Genomic DNA, 13376 nt, shown 5'->3' on the forward strand with positions numbered 1-13376 from the left:
ATGCCTCCTCTCGTCAGCCGATCAACTGCGGGAACAGCGGGTGGCTCATGGGCACGCCCGCCGCGAGCTGGTCGACCAGCCCGGGAAAGTCCGGCGAGGTTTTCCAGCTTCGCGGTGCGTGGCGGGCGTCGTCCCCGAGGAAGCGCACCGAAAAGACGCGCCGCCTGTGGGCCCCTTCCACGCCGCCCGCGGCATGCAGGGTCAGCATGTGGAAGCACACGAAATCACCCGGTTCGATGTCCCAGCCGAGGATGGGAAAACGCTCGCGGGCGGCCTCCACGTCGGGCAAGTCGGTCAGGCTGCCTTCCGGGAACCATTTGGCCTGGTTGTCCATGAAGGTGCGCGGCATCAGCCACGGGCCCTGGTGCGAGCCGGCCACGAACTCCAGCGTGGCGGCGCGCGATACCGGGTCAACCGGAATCCACATGCTGATGTTCTGCCGTCCTTCGACGTTGTAGTAAGGCTGGTCCTGGTGCCAGGGCGTACGCTGTCGCGTGCCGGGCTCCTTGACCAGCAGGTGGTCGTGATACAGGCGCACCGTGGCCGAGCGCATTAACCGCTGTGCGAGCAGCGCCAGGGGTGTCTCAAAGATGAAACGCTGGTAGTGCCCAATATCCTGCCAGTTGCAGAAGTCCTCGAAGAAGCGCCCCGGGTCGTCCGGGCGGCTGGCCACCTTGGCGCGCGGGCTGGGCGCGGCCAGGTTGGCCTCGATGCCTTCGCGCAACAGGTCGATCTCGTCGGGCGTGAGCAACTGGCGGATGCAGACCGCGCCGTCGCGCTGGAAGTCAGCCACGTGCTGCTCGGTGACGCGCTGCTGGAGGCGACGTTGCAGTTCGGTGGCAGGTGCGTTCATGACAGTCTCTCGAGAGGTGGGTGATCCAGGGAGTTCAGGGGATTCAGGTGCGCGTCAGCACGGCCTGCAGGAAGGAACGCGTGCGCTCCTGGCTGGGGTTGGTGAAGATGGTGTCGGGTGAGCCCGCTTCGATGATGCCGCCGCGGTCCATCACCACCACCACGTCGCCCACGTCGCGCGCGAAGTCCATTTCATGGGTCACGACCATCATGGTCATGCCTTCGCTGGCCAGCATCTTCATCACTTGCAGCACTTCGCCCACCAGCTCGGGGTCCAGCGCGGAAGTGGGTTCGTCAAACAGCATCACGCGGGGCTTCATGGCCAGCGCCCGCGCAATCGCCACGCGCTGCTTCTGCCCACCCGACAGGCTGGCCGGCATGGCGTCGGCCTTGTGCGCCAGGCCCACTTTCTCGAGCAGAACGCGGGCCTCGGCATCTGCCTCGGAGCGCGACAGGCCGCGTAGCTTGCGCGGGCCCAGCGAGATGTTGTGCAGCACCGACAGGTGCGGAAACAGGTTGAACGACTGGAACACCATGCCGACCTCTTCGCGCAGGGCGTCGAGGTCCGGGTCCGGCAGCATGCGGCCGTCCTGCACCAGCGTGCGGCCACAGATCTCGACGCTGCCGCCTTCGGGCTTCTCCAGTCCGTTGCAGCAGCGCAGAAAGGTGCTCTTGCCGGAACCGCTGGGCCCGATCACTACCACCACCTGCGAGGGCTGGACGTCGAAATCAATGCCACCCAGCACCACATGGGCGCCATACGACTTGCGCAGGCCGCGAATGCGCACCATGGGTGCTGCACCGTTGTTTGCCGTGTTCATTGCACCATCCCTCCTGCGCGCAGGCGCAACTCCATGCGGCGCAACACCAGAGTGGTTGCACCGGTCAGTACGAAATACACCACGGCGATGGCCAGGTACACCTCCAGTGAACGATAGGACACGCTGATGATTTTTTGCCCTTCGTGCATGACGTCATGGATGGTCAGCAGCGACACCAGGGCCGAGTTCTTGATGAGGGCAATGAATTCATTGCCCAGCGGCGGAATCATGCGCACCACGGCCTGGGGCAGCACCACGGCGCGCATCGCCAGCCCCGACGACATGCCGATGGAGCGGGCAGCCTCCATCTGGCCGCGGTCAATGGACTGGATGGCGCCACGCACGACCTCCGAAACATAGGCTCCGGAGTAGATGCCCAGGCCAATCACGCCGCATACAAAAGCCGGCAGCAGGATGCCGAACTGCGGCAGGCCAAAGAACAGAATGAACAACTGCACCAGCAGCGGCGTGCCGCGGATGATCGCCACATAGGCCGTGCACAGGCCATAGACAATGCGCCGCCTGGGGTTGAGCCGGCCGATACCGACCAGCAGCCCCATGACGCAACCCAGCAGCAGCGAGGCCGCCGTGATTTCCACGGTCACCAGCGCACCACGCAACAGCTGGGGCCAGCCGGACCAGATGGGAGAAAAATCGAGTTCCATCGCTCAGTCGCAAGGTTGCCGGATTACTTGCCAGCGCTGTTGCTGAACCATTTTTTCACGATGGCCGCATAGGTGCCGTCGGCCTTGAGTTTGGCGATCGCACCGTTCACCGCCCTGGTGAGCTCGGGCGTGTCCTTGCGCAGCGCCATGCCGTATTCCTCGGTGGTCAGCTGCTCTTCCAGCACGCGCAGGCCCGGGCGCGTGCGCACATACTGAAAGGCGGCGGGCTTGCCCGTCACGGCGGCATCGGCACGGCCAATGTCCACCAGGTTGAACATTTCCTGGTTCTTTTCTACCTCGATCCGTTGCACCTTGGGATAGTGCTCCTGCAGATAGCCCACCGACTTGGTGCCCACCTGCACAGTGACCTTTTTGCCCTCGAGGTCGGCCAGCTTTTTGATGGCGGTATTGCCCTCTTTGGTCATGGCCACCAGGCCGCCGGCATAGTAGGAGTTGGTGAAATCGACGACCTTCTTGCGTTCATCGGTGATGTAAATGGCCGAAACGGCCATGTCAAAACGCTTGGACATGAGGCCGGGGATCAGCCCCTTGAAATCGATATCTACCCATTCGACCTGCTTGCCCATCGCCTTGGCGATGGCTTCAACCAGCTCGACGTCAAAGCCCGTGCGCTTGCCGTTTTCCACGAATTCCATGGGCGGGAAGGTGGCATCGGTGCCCACGCGCAGCGCATTGTCTTGTGCATGCGCGCTGGTGGTGCCGAGGGTCAGGGCTGTGAGGCTGGCCAGCAGGAAGTTGCGACGAAATTTCATGGGGTGGTTCTCCGGTTGGGGGGTAAGGGAAATCAGTGAAGGGTCAGGTGGCGCGAGATGCGCGCGGCGGCAACCACCGCCATGCGGATCAGCGCCTGGTCCTGGCCCTGAGCGCGCGGAATCGGTGCCATCAGGGTGATGGCACCCACGGCCTGCCGGGAGGCTCCGAACAGGGGCACGCTAACGCCCCAGACGCCCGGATCAACCTCGCCGGCACTCATGGCAAAGCCGGCCAGGCGAATGGCATCCAGTTCCTCCTGCGCGGCCTGCCGCCCGGTGCTGTCGGCGCGGTGCTGGCTGTCGAGCACGGCAGCGCGCGCGGCATCGGGCAGATGGGCCAGCACACATTTTGCTGAAGCGCCCGCGCGCAAGGGCACACTGCGCCCTTTTTCGAAGGAGCAGCGCAGCGATTGCTGGCTTTCGACCATGTCCAGGCAGATGGCCTGGTCATTGACCGCGACGATCAGCCCCACGCTCTCGTGGGACTGCTGGGCCAACTCCACCATGCCCGGACGGGCCTGGCACACCAGGTGCGAGGCCAGATCGAACCCCAGTGCGAGTTGCAGGCTCAGCGGGCCCGGGGCGTAACAGCTATCGCTTTCCAGCACAAAGCCCCAGCGCTTGAGCCGGGCCAGTTGCCGGTACAGCGTGCTGCGGGCCAAGCCGGTGCGGTCCATGAGTTCGGCTGCCGACAGGGCCCGCCCCTGCTGGGCCAGCACGGCCAGCACTTGCAGGACGCGGTCGGCCGTGGTGACGGGGGTGGAGGCGCTGATCAGCATGACGCCAGTATCAAAGGATTCAGGCGGCATTCAAACCCTTGATTCCCAAAATTTGGGAATAGGATTCCCTTTTTTTATCGCAAGTCACCGGACCATCGGCAGCTTGAGGCCCTGCTTCTTCGCGGTGGCAATGGCGATCTCGTAACCCGCGTCGGCATGGCGCATCACGCCCGAGCCGCAGTCGTTGACCAGCACGCGTGCCAGCCGCTCGGCGGCGGCATCGGTGCCGTCGGCCACGATGACCATGCCCGCATGCTGCGAGTAACCCATGCCCACGCCGCCGCCGTGGTGCAGGCTGACCCAGGTGGCGCCGCCCGAGGCATTGAGCAGCGCGTTGAGCAGCGGCCAGTCGGACACGGCATCGGTGCCGTCCTTCATGGCCTCGGTCTCGCGGTTCGGGCTGGCCACCGAGCCGGTGTCCAGGTGGTCGCGGCCGATCACGATCGGGGCCTTGAGCTCGCCCTTCTTCACCATCTCGTTGAAGGCCAGACCCGCAATGTGGCGTTCACCCAGGCCCAGCCAGCAGATGCGTGCGGGCAGGCCCTGGAAGGCGATGCGCTCGCGCGCCATGTCGAGCCAGCGGTGCGTGTGCTTGTTCTCGGGGAACAGCTCCTTGATCTTGGCGTCGGTCTTGTAGATGTCTTCCGGATCGCCGGAGAGCGCGACCCAGCGGAACGGGCCCTTGCCTTCGCAGAACAGCGGGCGGATGTAGGCGGGCACAAAGCCGGGGAAATCAAAGGCGTTTTTCACGCCCTGGTCGAAGGCCACCTGGCGGATGTTGTTGCCGTAGTCCACGGTCGGGATGCCCATGGCCTGGAAGTCCAGCATGGCCTGCACATGCACGGCGCAGCTTTGGGCGGCTTCGTCCGTCAGGCGCTTGTGCTGCGCCGGATCCTGCTGCGCGGCCTTCCACTGCGCCACGTTCCAGCCGCGGGGCAGGTAGCCGTTGATCAGGTCGTGGGCCGAGGTCTGGTCGGTCACCAGGTCGGGCTTGATGGCGCCGGCTTTGGCGCGCTTCACCAGCTCGGGCAGGATGTCGGCGGCGTTGCCCAGCAGCGCGATCGACACGGCCTCCTTGCGGTCGGTGTGGTACTTGATCAGCGCCAGCGCGTCGTCGATGTCCCTGGCCTGCTTGTCCACGTAGCGGGTGCGCAGGCGGAAGTCGATGCTGCTTTGCTGGCACTCGATGTTCAGCGACACCGCGCCGGCCAAGGTTGCTGCCAGCGGCTGCGCGCCCCCCATGCCGCCCAGGCCCGCGGTCAGGATCCATTTGCCAGCGAGGCTGTTGTTGTAGTGTTGGCGGCCGGCTTCGACGAAGGTCTCGAAGGTGCCCTGCACGATGCCCTGGCTGCCGATGTAGATCCAGCTGCCGGCCGTCATCTGGCCATACATGAAGAGGCCCTTGCGGTCGAGTTCGTTGAAGTGTTCCCAGTTGGCCCACTTGGGCACCAGGTTGGAGTTGGCGATCAGCACGCGAGGCGCGTTGGCGTGGGTCTTGAATACGCCCACGGGCTTGCCTGACTGGACCAACAGCGATTCGTCATCGTTTAGTTCTTTCAGCGAAGCCAGAATCTGGTCGAAGCAGGCCCAGTCGCGTGCGGCGCGGCCGATGCCGCCGTAGACCACCAGGCTTTGCGGGTTCTCGGCCACCTCGGGGTCGAGGTTGTTCTGGATCATGCGAAAGGCGGCTTCGGTGAGCCAGCTTTTGCAATGGAGCTGGCTGCCGCGCGGCGCGCGGATCACACGGGTGGGGTCGACGCGCGGGTCGGTGAGGGTGCCGCTTTGGGCGTCGGTGGGGGCGATGAAGGAATCCTTGGCGTTCATGGCGGTCTCCTGGATAAAACGGTTGGAATGGGTTTCAGGCTGAGGTTCAGGCCCGGCGTCAGGCCGCGGTGGCGTGGCTGGGCAGGATCTGCTGCAGGGCGGCGGGCCAGTCGCTGTGCAAGGCCCACTGGCGCATGGCTTCGACGTCGGTCGCGAGGAAGCGGTCCTGGTCGAGGAAGGCCACCTTCCCGCGGATGCGGGCGAACTCGGCTTCGATCAGCGGGGAGCTTTTGAGCCCGCGCTTGAGTTCTATGCCTTGAGCAGCGCCCATGGCTTCGATGCCGACGACGACGGCGGTGTTGTTCACCATCTCGCCCAGGCGGCGCGCGGCGAAGGTCGCCATCGACACATGGTCCTCCTGGTTGGCCGAGGTGGGCAGGCTGTCCACGCTGGCCGGGTGCGCCAGGGATTTGTTTTCCGAGGCCAGCGCGGCGGCGGTGACCTGGGCAATCATGAAGCCGGAGTTGACGCCGCCATCGCGCACCAGGAAAGGCGGCAGGCCGGAGAGGCCGGTGTCGAGCAGCAGTGCCAGGCGGCGCTCGGCAATCGCGCCGATCTCGGCCACGGCCAGCGCGATGATGTCGGCCGCAAAGGCCACCGGCTCGGCGTGGAAGTTGCCGCCGGAGATCACGTCGCCGTTGTCGAAGACCAGCGGGTTGTCGGAGGCGGCATTGGCCTCGATCTGCAGCACCCGGGCGGCGTGCTGCAGGTTGTCCAGGCAGGCGCCCATGACTTGGGGCACGCAGCGGATCGAATACGGGTCCTGCACGCGGCCGCAGTCGGGGTGCGACGGCACGATCTCGCTGCCTTCGAGCAGGGTGCGCACCGCCGCCGCCACGGCCATCTGGCCGGGCTGGCCACGCGCGGCATGCACCCGCGCGTCAAACGGCTTGATGGAGCCCTGCACGGCTTCCAGCGACAAGGCGCCGGACACCAGGCCCGCGGCAAATACCTGTTCGGCGCCGAACAGGCCGGCCAGCGCCAGGGCGGTAGACACCTGGGTGCCGTTGAGCAGCGCCAGGCCTTCCTTGGGGCCGAGCACAAACGGCGCCACGCCGATGCGGCGCATGGCCTGGGCGCCGGAAATGACTTCGCCGTCGGCGGTGGTGGCCTGGCCTTCGCCGATCAGCACGCAGGCCAGGTGCGCCAGAGGCGCCAGGTCGCCGGAGGCACCCACGGAGCCCTTGGCCGGGATGCGCGGCATCACGCCCGCGTTGGCCAGCGCCAGCAAGGCGTCCACCAGTTCGGGCCGCACGCCGGAGTGGCCGCGCGCCAGGCTCACCGCCTTGGTAGCGAGGATCACGCGCACCACGGCGGCCGGTAGCGGCTCGCCGGTGCCCACGCTGTGCGACAGCACCAGGTTGCGCTGTAATTCGACCAGGCGGTTGGGCGCAATCTTGGTGCTGGCCAGTTTGCCGAAGCCGGTGTTGATGCCGTAGACGACCTGGTCTTCATCGACGATGCGCTGCACGGTGGCCTGGGCTGCCAGCAGGCCGGCACGGGCCTCGGGCGCCAGGGCCAGCTGCACGCCGCCGGCATGGATGCTGCGCAACAGGGCCAGGCTGACGCGGCCGGGGTGCAGGATGTGGGTGGATGTTGTCATTGTCTAGTCCTGTATATACAAGTTGTCGGAATCGATGATAAAGAAGTTTTTATTCGTTTGTTTACTTGCTGGCTGGCTGGCTCGCCGGGGTGGCCCGTCGCGTCAGCCGGTGACGGCATTGCCGTCGGTGCGAAAGCGGCTACCCAGCCGGTAACGCATGCCTGGGTGCAGGCAGCGCACCAGGGTGATGGGGTCTTCCCGCATCCAGGTGCGGCGGGTCAGCAGCAGGCAGGGCTGGCCGGCGTCCATCTGCAGCAGCGCGGCCTGCTCGCGCGTGGGCAGCACGGCATCGACCACATGTTCCATCTGGTCGAACAGCACCGTGCGCACCAGAAAGTCTGAAGGCTGCTCCAGCGTGAAATCCTGCTGCCCGAAAGCGGGCGCCATGCGCGGGTTGACATAGCGGTCTTCCAGCTGCATGGGCACGCCGTCTTCCAGGTGCACGCAGACCGAGTGAAACACCGACTCGCCGGTGTGCAGTCCCAGCGAGGAGGCGATGTCCAGCGAGGCCGAAATGCGCTCCACCGTGATGACCCGGCACTGGTAATCGTGGCCGCGGCGCCGGATGTCATCGGACAGGCGCGCGATCTGCAGCAGGTTGGCTTGCGGTTTGTCGTCGGCCACGAAGCTGCCCACCCCGGCAATGCGCTTGATGCGGCCCTGCTCCACCAGTTCGCGCAAGGCCCGGTTGACGGTCATGCGCGACAGGCCGAACTGCACCACCAACTCGTGCTCGGACGGCAGGCGGTCGCCGGCCTTCCAGGTGCCGTCCTGGATCTTGCGCGACACAAAGTCCTTGACCTGCTGGTAACGCGCGACATTGGGCGACAACTGGTCGGCCCCGGCGGGGGTGCCGATTTTGGCGTCGGTTTCGCGTGCCGGTTTGGGCAGGATATGCAGATTGGAGTTCATTGTGGTGGTTGGAGCGGTGGGTGGCGCGGGTCAATGCATGTCAATGTTCGGCGGACGCCATCGACTCGGCGCGAATCTCTTCGGTCAGGCGCGCCTTGAGTTCCATGAACTCCGGCGAGGTCTTGATCGTATAGTGCCGCGGATGCGGCAGGTTCACCGCAATGTCGGACTTGATGCGTCCCGGGCGCGCGCTGAACACCGCCACCCGGTTGGCCATGAAGATCGCTTCGTCGATGTCGTGTGTGACGAACAGCACCGTCTTGCGCGCCGACTCCCAGATACCCAGCAGCAGTTCCTGCATCAGCACGCGGGTCTGGTTGTCGAGTGCGCCAAAGGGCTCGTCGAGCAGCAGGATCTTGGGGTCGTTGGCCAGCGCCCGTGCAATCGCCGTGCGCTGCTGCATGCCGCCGGAGAGCTGCTTGGGAAAGTGGTTTTCAAAACCGCGCAGGCCCACCTTGGCCATGAAGTAGGCGCTGCGGTCCTTCTGGTCGGCCTCGCTCATGCCGCGCTCGCGCAGGCCAAAGCGGATGTTCTGCGCGACGGTCAGCCACGGGAACAGCGTGTAGCTCTGAAACACCATGCCGCGGTCGGCGCCCGGGCCTTCGACCGGGCGGCCGTCGAGGATGGCCCGGCCCGTGCTGGGCCGCTCCAGCCCCGCGACGATGCGCAGCAGCGTGGACTTGCCGCAGCCCGAGGGGCCGAGGATGGTGACGAAGTCGTTGTCGTTCACTTCGAAATCGACCGGCAGCAGCGCCTGCGTGCGCTGGCCCTTGGCGGTTTCGAAAACGCGCGACACCCCTTGAATGGACAGTTGGCTCATCAGATGGAACTCCAGGCAAACAGGCGGCGGTTCAGCGCCTTGAAGGCAAAGTCGGACACCAGGCCAATCAGCCCGATGATGATGATGCCGAAGATGATCTGCCCGGTGTTGAGCAGGGCCTGGCTGTCGGTGATCATGTGGCCAATGCCGCTGGACGAGCCGATCAACTCCGCCACGATCACGTAGGTCCAGGCCCAGCCCAGCACCAGGCGCAGGGTCTCGGCAATGCCGGGTGCGGCGCCGGGAATCAGCACGCGGGTGATGATGCCCCGGTCGGCCGCGCCCAGCGTGTAGGCCGCTTCCACCAGGTCGCGCCGCGCGCCGCCCACGGTGACCGCCACCATCAGCACGATCTGGAACACCGAGCCGATGAAGATCACCAGGATTTTCTGCGTTTCGCCAATGCCGGCCCACAGGATCAGCAGCGGGATGAAGGCCGACGCGGGCAGGTAGCGGCAGAACGACACAAAGGGCTCGAAAAAGGCCTCGACCCCCTTGTAGGTGCCCATCGCAATGCCCAGTGGCACGGCGATCAGGCTGGCCAGGACGAAGCCGCCGAAGACGCGCCACACCGTCATGCCGATGTCGTGAATGAAGTTGAGCTCGGTGAACAGCAGCCAGCCTTCCTTGGCCATCGTCACGGGACTGGCGAGGAAGGTGGGCGACACAAAGCCGCCCAGCGTGAAGATCGCCCAGGCCAGCACGAACAGCACAAAGAAGCCCAGGCCCAGCAGCCAGCGCGAGTTGGTGCCCACAGGCTCCAGCGGCGCCAGCCACTGGCTGCGCTGGCGCACCGGTGCTTCGGGCAGGTGAGGCGGTGCCTGGATATGTTCCATGACGTGTTCCATGGCGTTACTTGATGAAGCTGGTGTCAAACGTTGCCGCGAGGTTCTCGGGCGCCTTGCGGATCACGCCGGACTCCAGCAGGATCTTTTCGGCGTCTTTCATGAACGCGGTGATCTCGCCGGCGAAGAACTTCTGGTTGGCCGCCTTGTCCTGCCAGCGCAGGTAGGCTGCCGACTTGGCAAACTGCTCGCCGGTCTGCTTGACGGCCGAGCCCATCAATTCATTGGACTTGACGGGGTCGGCCTTGATCATGGCCAGCGCCTCGAAGTAGGAGTTGGTGAGCGCCTGGGCAGCCTTGGGATTGGCCTTGAGCCAGGTCGGCGCGCAGCCGACCGTGTCCATCACCATGGGGTAGTCCAGCGTGGTGGCCAGGATCTTGCCGGAGGCCGGGTTGTCGCGCACGGTGGAGAGGTAGGGCTCGTAGGTCATGGCCGCGTCGTTCTGGCCCGCGACAAAGGCCTGGGCAGACGCCTGCGGCGAGAGGGTGGTGGTCTTCACGTCCTTGAGCGTCATGCCGTTTTTGTTCAGCATCCACGCCAGGCCGAAGTAGGGCGCGGTGCCCGGGGCGTCCACGCCGATGGTCTTGCCCTTCAGGTCGGCAAAGCTCTTGATGTCGTTACGCACGGCCAGGCCGTCGGCACCATAGGATTTGTCCATCTGGAAGATCTGCACGATGGGCACGCCATTGGCGTTCCAGGCCACATGGGTTTCCACGGTGGTGGCTGCGCACTGGATGGCCCCGGCGGCCAGCGCCAGGTGGCGGTCTTTCTGCGGAATGAACTTGATCTCCACATCCAGGCCGTTTTTCTTGAAGATGCCGGCCTTGTCCGCCAGCGACAGCGGGGCGAAGCCGGTCCAGCCAGACATGCCCAGCGTCAGCTTGGTTTCCTGTGCCCCGGCGGCTGAGGCCATGCCGGCCGCGCAAGCGCCTGCCGCCAGCAGCGAAGCCAATTTCTTGACGGTTGTCTTACCCATTGCGTACTCCTGTTTGATTCAGAAAAATCGGTTGATCCCAAGATCCCTGCACAGCAAAGTCCGGGCAGGGAAATTTTGCCAACATGGAGCAACCTGTATATACAGGTAAACCCTAATTTTAAGGAAGTCACGGAAAACGCGACCGGGAAATGCACTGTTTTTGGGATTTCTCCCATGAAATTGGTGCAATTCCACCTCGTTTTGAGGGTGATGCGCTGTCTATACAGGTATTCTATGTTGACGGAGAAGGCAGAGCAAATTCGGGGCCAGCTGGACCTGTGGATCCCGGCGACTATGTTTTGCGCGCGCGATGCCCGCATATCGCGTATTGACGAAGCAGGAAGGCCCGTCTGAAATCAGCGCACCATCATCGCGCGTGCCGTGCCGTGCCGTGCCGGGCGACCGGGCCGTAGCCCAGGCGGCTGCCTGCTGATCAGGCGCTCAGCAGGTTGCGCGCCACGGCCTCGGCCACCTTGATGCCGTCCACGCCCGCCGACAGGATGCCGCCGGCGTAGCTGGCGCCTTCGCCGGCGGGATAGAGGCCGCGCACATTGAGGCTTTGCAAGTCTTCGCCGCGGCTGATCTTGATCGGTGAGGAGGTGCGCGTCTCCACGCCGGTCAGCACGGCGTCATGCGTGTCAAAGCCCTTGATCTTGCGGCCAAAGGCGGGAAAGGCTTCGCGCATGGCGTCAATCGCGTAGCCGGGCAAGGCTGACGACAGATCACCGATGGTTACGCCGGGCTTGTACGAGGGCGTGATGCTGCCCAGCGCGGTCGATGGTCGGCCCGCCACAAAGTCGCCGACCAGCTGCGCCGGCGCCTGGTAATTGCTGCCGCCCAGCACATAGGCATGCGACTCCAGCCGGCGCTGCAGGTCGATGCCGGCCAGCGCATCGCCCGGGTAATCGCGCGGGTCAATCCCCACCACGATGCCGGCGTTGGCATTGCGCTCGTTGCGCGAATACTGGCTCATGCCGTTGGTCACCACACGTTCGGGCTCCGAGGTAGCGGCCACCACCGTGCCGCCCGGGCACATGCAAAAGCTGTAGACCGAGCGGCCATTGCTGGCGTGGTGCACCAGCTTGTATTCGGCAGCGCCCAGGGCCGGGTGGCTGGCATGCCGGCCCCAGCGTGCGCGGTCGATGATGCCCTGAGGGTGCTCCACGCGAAAGCCGATGGAAAAGGGTTTGGCCTCGATGTACACGCCGCGGGCGTAGAGCATGGCAAAGGTGTCGCGCGAGCTGTGGCCCAGCGCCATCACGACGTGGTCGGCGCGCAGCTCGTGCGTTTCTCCGGTGGCCTGGTTTTGCACCGTGAGGCCGCGCAGGTGCTTGCCGCCGGGGCCGACCTCGATCAGCACGTCCGTTACGCGCTGCTCAAAGCGTATTTCACCGCCCAGCGCGATGATCTGCTCGCGCATGTTTTCCACCACCTTGACCAGTTTGAAGGTGCCAATGTGGGGATGGGCTTCGTAGAGGATGTCGGCAGGCGCCCCGGCCTTGACAAATTCGTTCATGACCTTGCGGCCGAGGTGCCGCGGGTCCTTGATCTGGCTGTAGAGCTTGCCGTCGGAAAATGTTCCCGCGCCGCCTTCGCCAAATTGCACATTGGATTCCGGATTCAGCACGTTCTTGCGCCACAGGCCCCAGGTGTCCTTGGTGCGCTGGCGCACGGTTTTGCCGCGCTCGAGCACGATGGGCTTGAAGCCCATCTGCGCCAGCAGCAGGGCCGCAAAGATGCCGCACGGGCCAAAGCCGATCACCACCGGGCGCAGCGGCAGGCCTTGGGGTGCCGTGCCCACCGGGTGGTAGGCCATGTCGGGTGAGGGCAGGATGTGCGGGTGGCCGGCAAACTTCGCGAGCAATGCAGCTTCCAGCGCGGGGGCCAGTTCCACATCGGCGATGTACACCTGCAGCAGCTCCGCCTTGCGGGCGTCAAAGCTGCGCTTGTGGACCTGGAAAGTCGCGATATCGGAGGCGGCGATGCCCAGCGTGCGGGCCATCAGGGCCGGCAGGGCGTCTTCCGCGTGGTCCAGCGGAAGTTTGAGTTCAGTCAGGCGAATCATCAGGGGCTCGTGTTGATCAAGCAGCCCTTATTTTAAAGGGTCCCCGTCATACGCCGCGCTGGCGGATAACGGATAATAGGCCCCGTGAAGCCTGCCAGACCGCCGCTGGTGCAATCTGGGAAACCAGGCACTGGAGGAACGTCCGGACTGCACAGGACAGCGTAGGAGGTAATACCTCTCCACCGTGAGGTGAGGATCAGAGCAACAGAGACGAGTCGCTTTTGGGTAACTCAAAAGCGGGTGAAACGGGCAATCTCTACGCGCAGCAATACCAAGTAGGCCAGCGTTGATGTAGCTCCGCAGAGCTGGCGGGTAGGTAGCACCGAGCCGGGTGGGCGACCCCCGGCCCAGATTAATGGCGGTCACACCGGGTTTGCCGCAAGGCACATCCGGCGCACAGAATCCGGCTTATCGGCGGGCTTCACACTTTTATCAAAAAAA

General features: G+C 64.9%; 12 protein-coding genes and 1 other RNA gene. 1 reads left to right on the forward strand and 12 read right to left on the reverse strand.

Going from position 1 to position 13376, the window contains the following annotated elements; all coding sequences use genetic code 11:
• Nucleotides 1–13: 13 nt before the first annotated feature.
• The 12 genes from BPRO_RS05125 to BPRO_RS05185 all read right to left on the reverse strand — a co-directional run bounded on the left by BPRO_RS05125 (nt 14) and on the right by BPRO_RS05185 (nt 12935).
• The gene (locus tag BPRO_RS05125) at nt 14–853 is read right to left on the reverse strand and encodes a phytanoyl-CoA dioxygenase family protein (RefSeq protein ID WP_011481992.1); all 840 of its coding nucleotides are present in this window, start codon (nt 851–853) and stop codon (nt 14–16) included.
• A 43-nt stretch (nt 854–896) separates the two neighbouring features.
• Entirely contained in the window at nt 897–1673 is a 777-nt protein-coding gene (locus BPRO_RS05130) for an amino acid ABC transporter ATP-binding protein (RefSeq protein WP_011481993.1), read from the reverse strand.
• Nucleotides 1670–2338, reverse strand: a complete 669-nt coding sequence (locus tag BPRO_RS05135) for an amino acid ABC transporter permease (protein ID WP_011481994.1) — start codon at nt 2336–2338, stop codon at nt 1670–1672. The genes BPRO_RS05130 and BPRO_RS05135 overlap by 4 nt, the downstream gene beginning before the upstream one ends.
• Before the next feature lie 23 nt (nt 2339–2361).
• Nucleotides 2362–3111: a transporter substrate-binding domain-containing protein gene (locus BPRO_RS05140; RefSeq protein WP_011481995.1), complete on the reverse strand. Its 750-nt coding sequence runs from the start codon at nt 3109–3111 to the stop codon at nt 2362–2364.
• 32 nt (nt 3112–3143) lie between these two features.
• Nucleotides 3144–3920 (reverse strand): IclR family transcriptional regulator, encoded by a 777-nt coding sequence (locus tag BPRO_RS05145; protein ID WP_011481996.1) that lies wholly within the window; start codon nt 3918–3920, stop codon nt 3144–3146.
• Nucleotides 3921–3974: 54 nt separating this feature from the next.
• Nucleotides 3975–5714: a urocanate hydratase gene (gene hutU, locus BPRO_RS05150; RefSeq protein ID WP_011481997.1), complete on the reverse strand. Its 1740-nt coding sequence runs from the start codon at nt 5712–5714 to the stop codon at nt 3975–3977.
• A gap of 58 nt (nt 5715–5772) precedes the next feature.
• Nucleotides 5773–7317 carry a histidine ammonia-lyase gene (hutH, locus tag BPRO_RS05155; protein ID WP_011481998.1) on the reverse strand — a complete coding sequence of 515 codons (1545 nt, stop codon included), beginning with the start codon at nt 7315–7317 and terminating at the stop codon, nt 5773–5775.
• A 102-nt stretch (nt 7318–7419) separates the two neighbouring features.
• Nucleotides 7420–8229: a histidine utilization repressor gene (hutC, locus tag BPRO_RS05160; protein WP_011481999.1), complete on the reverse strand. Its 810-nt coding sequence runs from the start codon at nt 8227–8229 to the stop codon at nt 7420–7422.
• A gap of 40 nt (nt 8230–8269) precedes the next feature.
• Nucleotides 8270–9049, reverse strand: a complete 780-nt coding sequence (locus BPRO_RS05165; RefSeq protein WP_011482000.1) for an ABC transporter ATP-binding protein — start codon at nt 9047–9049, stop codon at nt 8270–8272.
• Nucleotides 9049–9885 (reverse strand): ABC transporter permease, encoded by an 837-nt coding sequence (locus BPRO_RS05170; protein ID WP_041389259.1) that lies wholly within the window; start codon nt 9883–9885, stop codon nt 9049–9051. Before BPRO_RS05170 ends, BPRO_RS05165 begins: the two co-directional genes overlap by 1 nt.
• Nucleotides 9886–9901: 16 nt before the next feature.
• Complete coding sequence (locus tag BPRO_RS05175) at nt 9902–10870, reverse strand: ABC transporter substrate-binding protein (protein ID WP_011482002.1); 969 nt, start codon at nt 10868–10870, stop codon at nt 9902–9904.
• Nucleotides 10871–11303: 433 nt separating this feature from the next.
• The gene (locus BPRO_RS05185; RefSeq protein WP_011482004.1) at nt 11304–12935 is read right to left on the reverse strand and encodes an NAD(P)/FAD-dependent oxidoreductase; all 1632 of its coding nucleotides are present in this window, start codon (nt 12933–12935) and stop codon (nt 11304–11306) included.
• Nucleotides 12936–13021: 86 nt separating this feature from the next.
• Here BPRO_RS05185 and rnpB point away from each other — a divergent pair.
• Nucleotides 13022–13362: RNase P RNA component class A (gene rnpB / locus BPRO_RS28160), an RNA gene on the forward strand.
• Nucleotides 13363–13376: the final 14 nt, after the last annotated feature.

The organism is Polaromonas sp. JS666, assembly GCF_000013865.1.
GTDB lineage: Bacteria > Pseudomonadota > Gammaproteobacteria > Burkholderiales > Burkholderiaceae_C > Polaromonas.

What these genes read in the sequence shown, in the direction of transcription:
- BPRO_RS05170 (WP_041389259.1), bottom strand. Translation starts at nt 9,885, where the DNA reads ATGGAACATATCCAGGCACCGCCTCACCTGCCCGAAGCACCGGTGCGC.
- hutU (WP_011481997.1), bottom strand. Translation starts at nt 5,714, where the DNA reads ATGAACGCCAAGGATTCCTTCATCGCCCCCACCGACGCCCAAAGCGGC.
- BPRO_RS05135 (WP_011481994.1), bottom strand. Translation starts at nt 2,338, where the DNA reads ATGGAACTCGATTTTTCTCCCATCTGGTCCGGCTGGCCCCAGCTGTTG.
- BPRO_RS05125 (WP_011481992.1), bottom strand. Translation starts at nt 853, where the DNA reads ATGAACGCACCTGCCACCGAACTGCAACGTCGCCTCCAGCAGCGCGTC.
- BPRO_RS05145 (WP_011481996.1), bottom strand. Translation starts at nt 3,920, where the DNA reads ATGCCGCCTGAATCCTTTGATACTGGCGTCATGCTGATCAGCGCCTCC.
- BPRO_RS05175 (WP_011482002.1), bottom strand. Translation starts at nt 10,870, where the DNA reads ATGGGTAAGACAACCGTCAAGAAATTGGCTTCGCTGCTGGCGGCAGGC.
- BPRO_RS05140 (WP_011481995.1), bottom strand. Translation starts at nt 3,111, where the DNA reads ATGAAATTTCGTCGCAACTTCCTGCTGGCCAGCCTCACAGCCCTGACC.
- BPRO_RS05185 (WP_011482004.1), bottom strand. Translation starts at nt 12,935, where the DNA reads ATGATTCGCCTGACTGAACTCAAACTTCCGCTGGACCACGCGGAAGAC.
- BPRO_RS05130 (WP_011481993.1), bottom strand. Translation starts at nt 1,673, where the DNA reads ATGAACACGGCAAACAACGGTGCAGCACCCATGGTGCGCATTCGCGGC.
- hutC (WP_011481999.1), bottom strand. Translation starts at nt 8,229, where the DNA reads ATGAACTCCAATCTGCATATCCTGCCCAAACCGGCACGCGAAACCGAC.
- BPRO_RS05165 (WP_011482000.1), bottom strand. Translation starts at nt 9,049, where the DNA reads ATGAGCCAACTGTCCATTCAAGGGGTGTCGCGCGTTTTCGAAACCGCC.
- hutH (WP_011481998.1), bottom strand. Translation starts at nt 7,317, where the DNA reads ATGACAACATCCACCCACATCCTGCACCCCGGCCGCGTCAGCCTGGCC.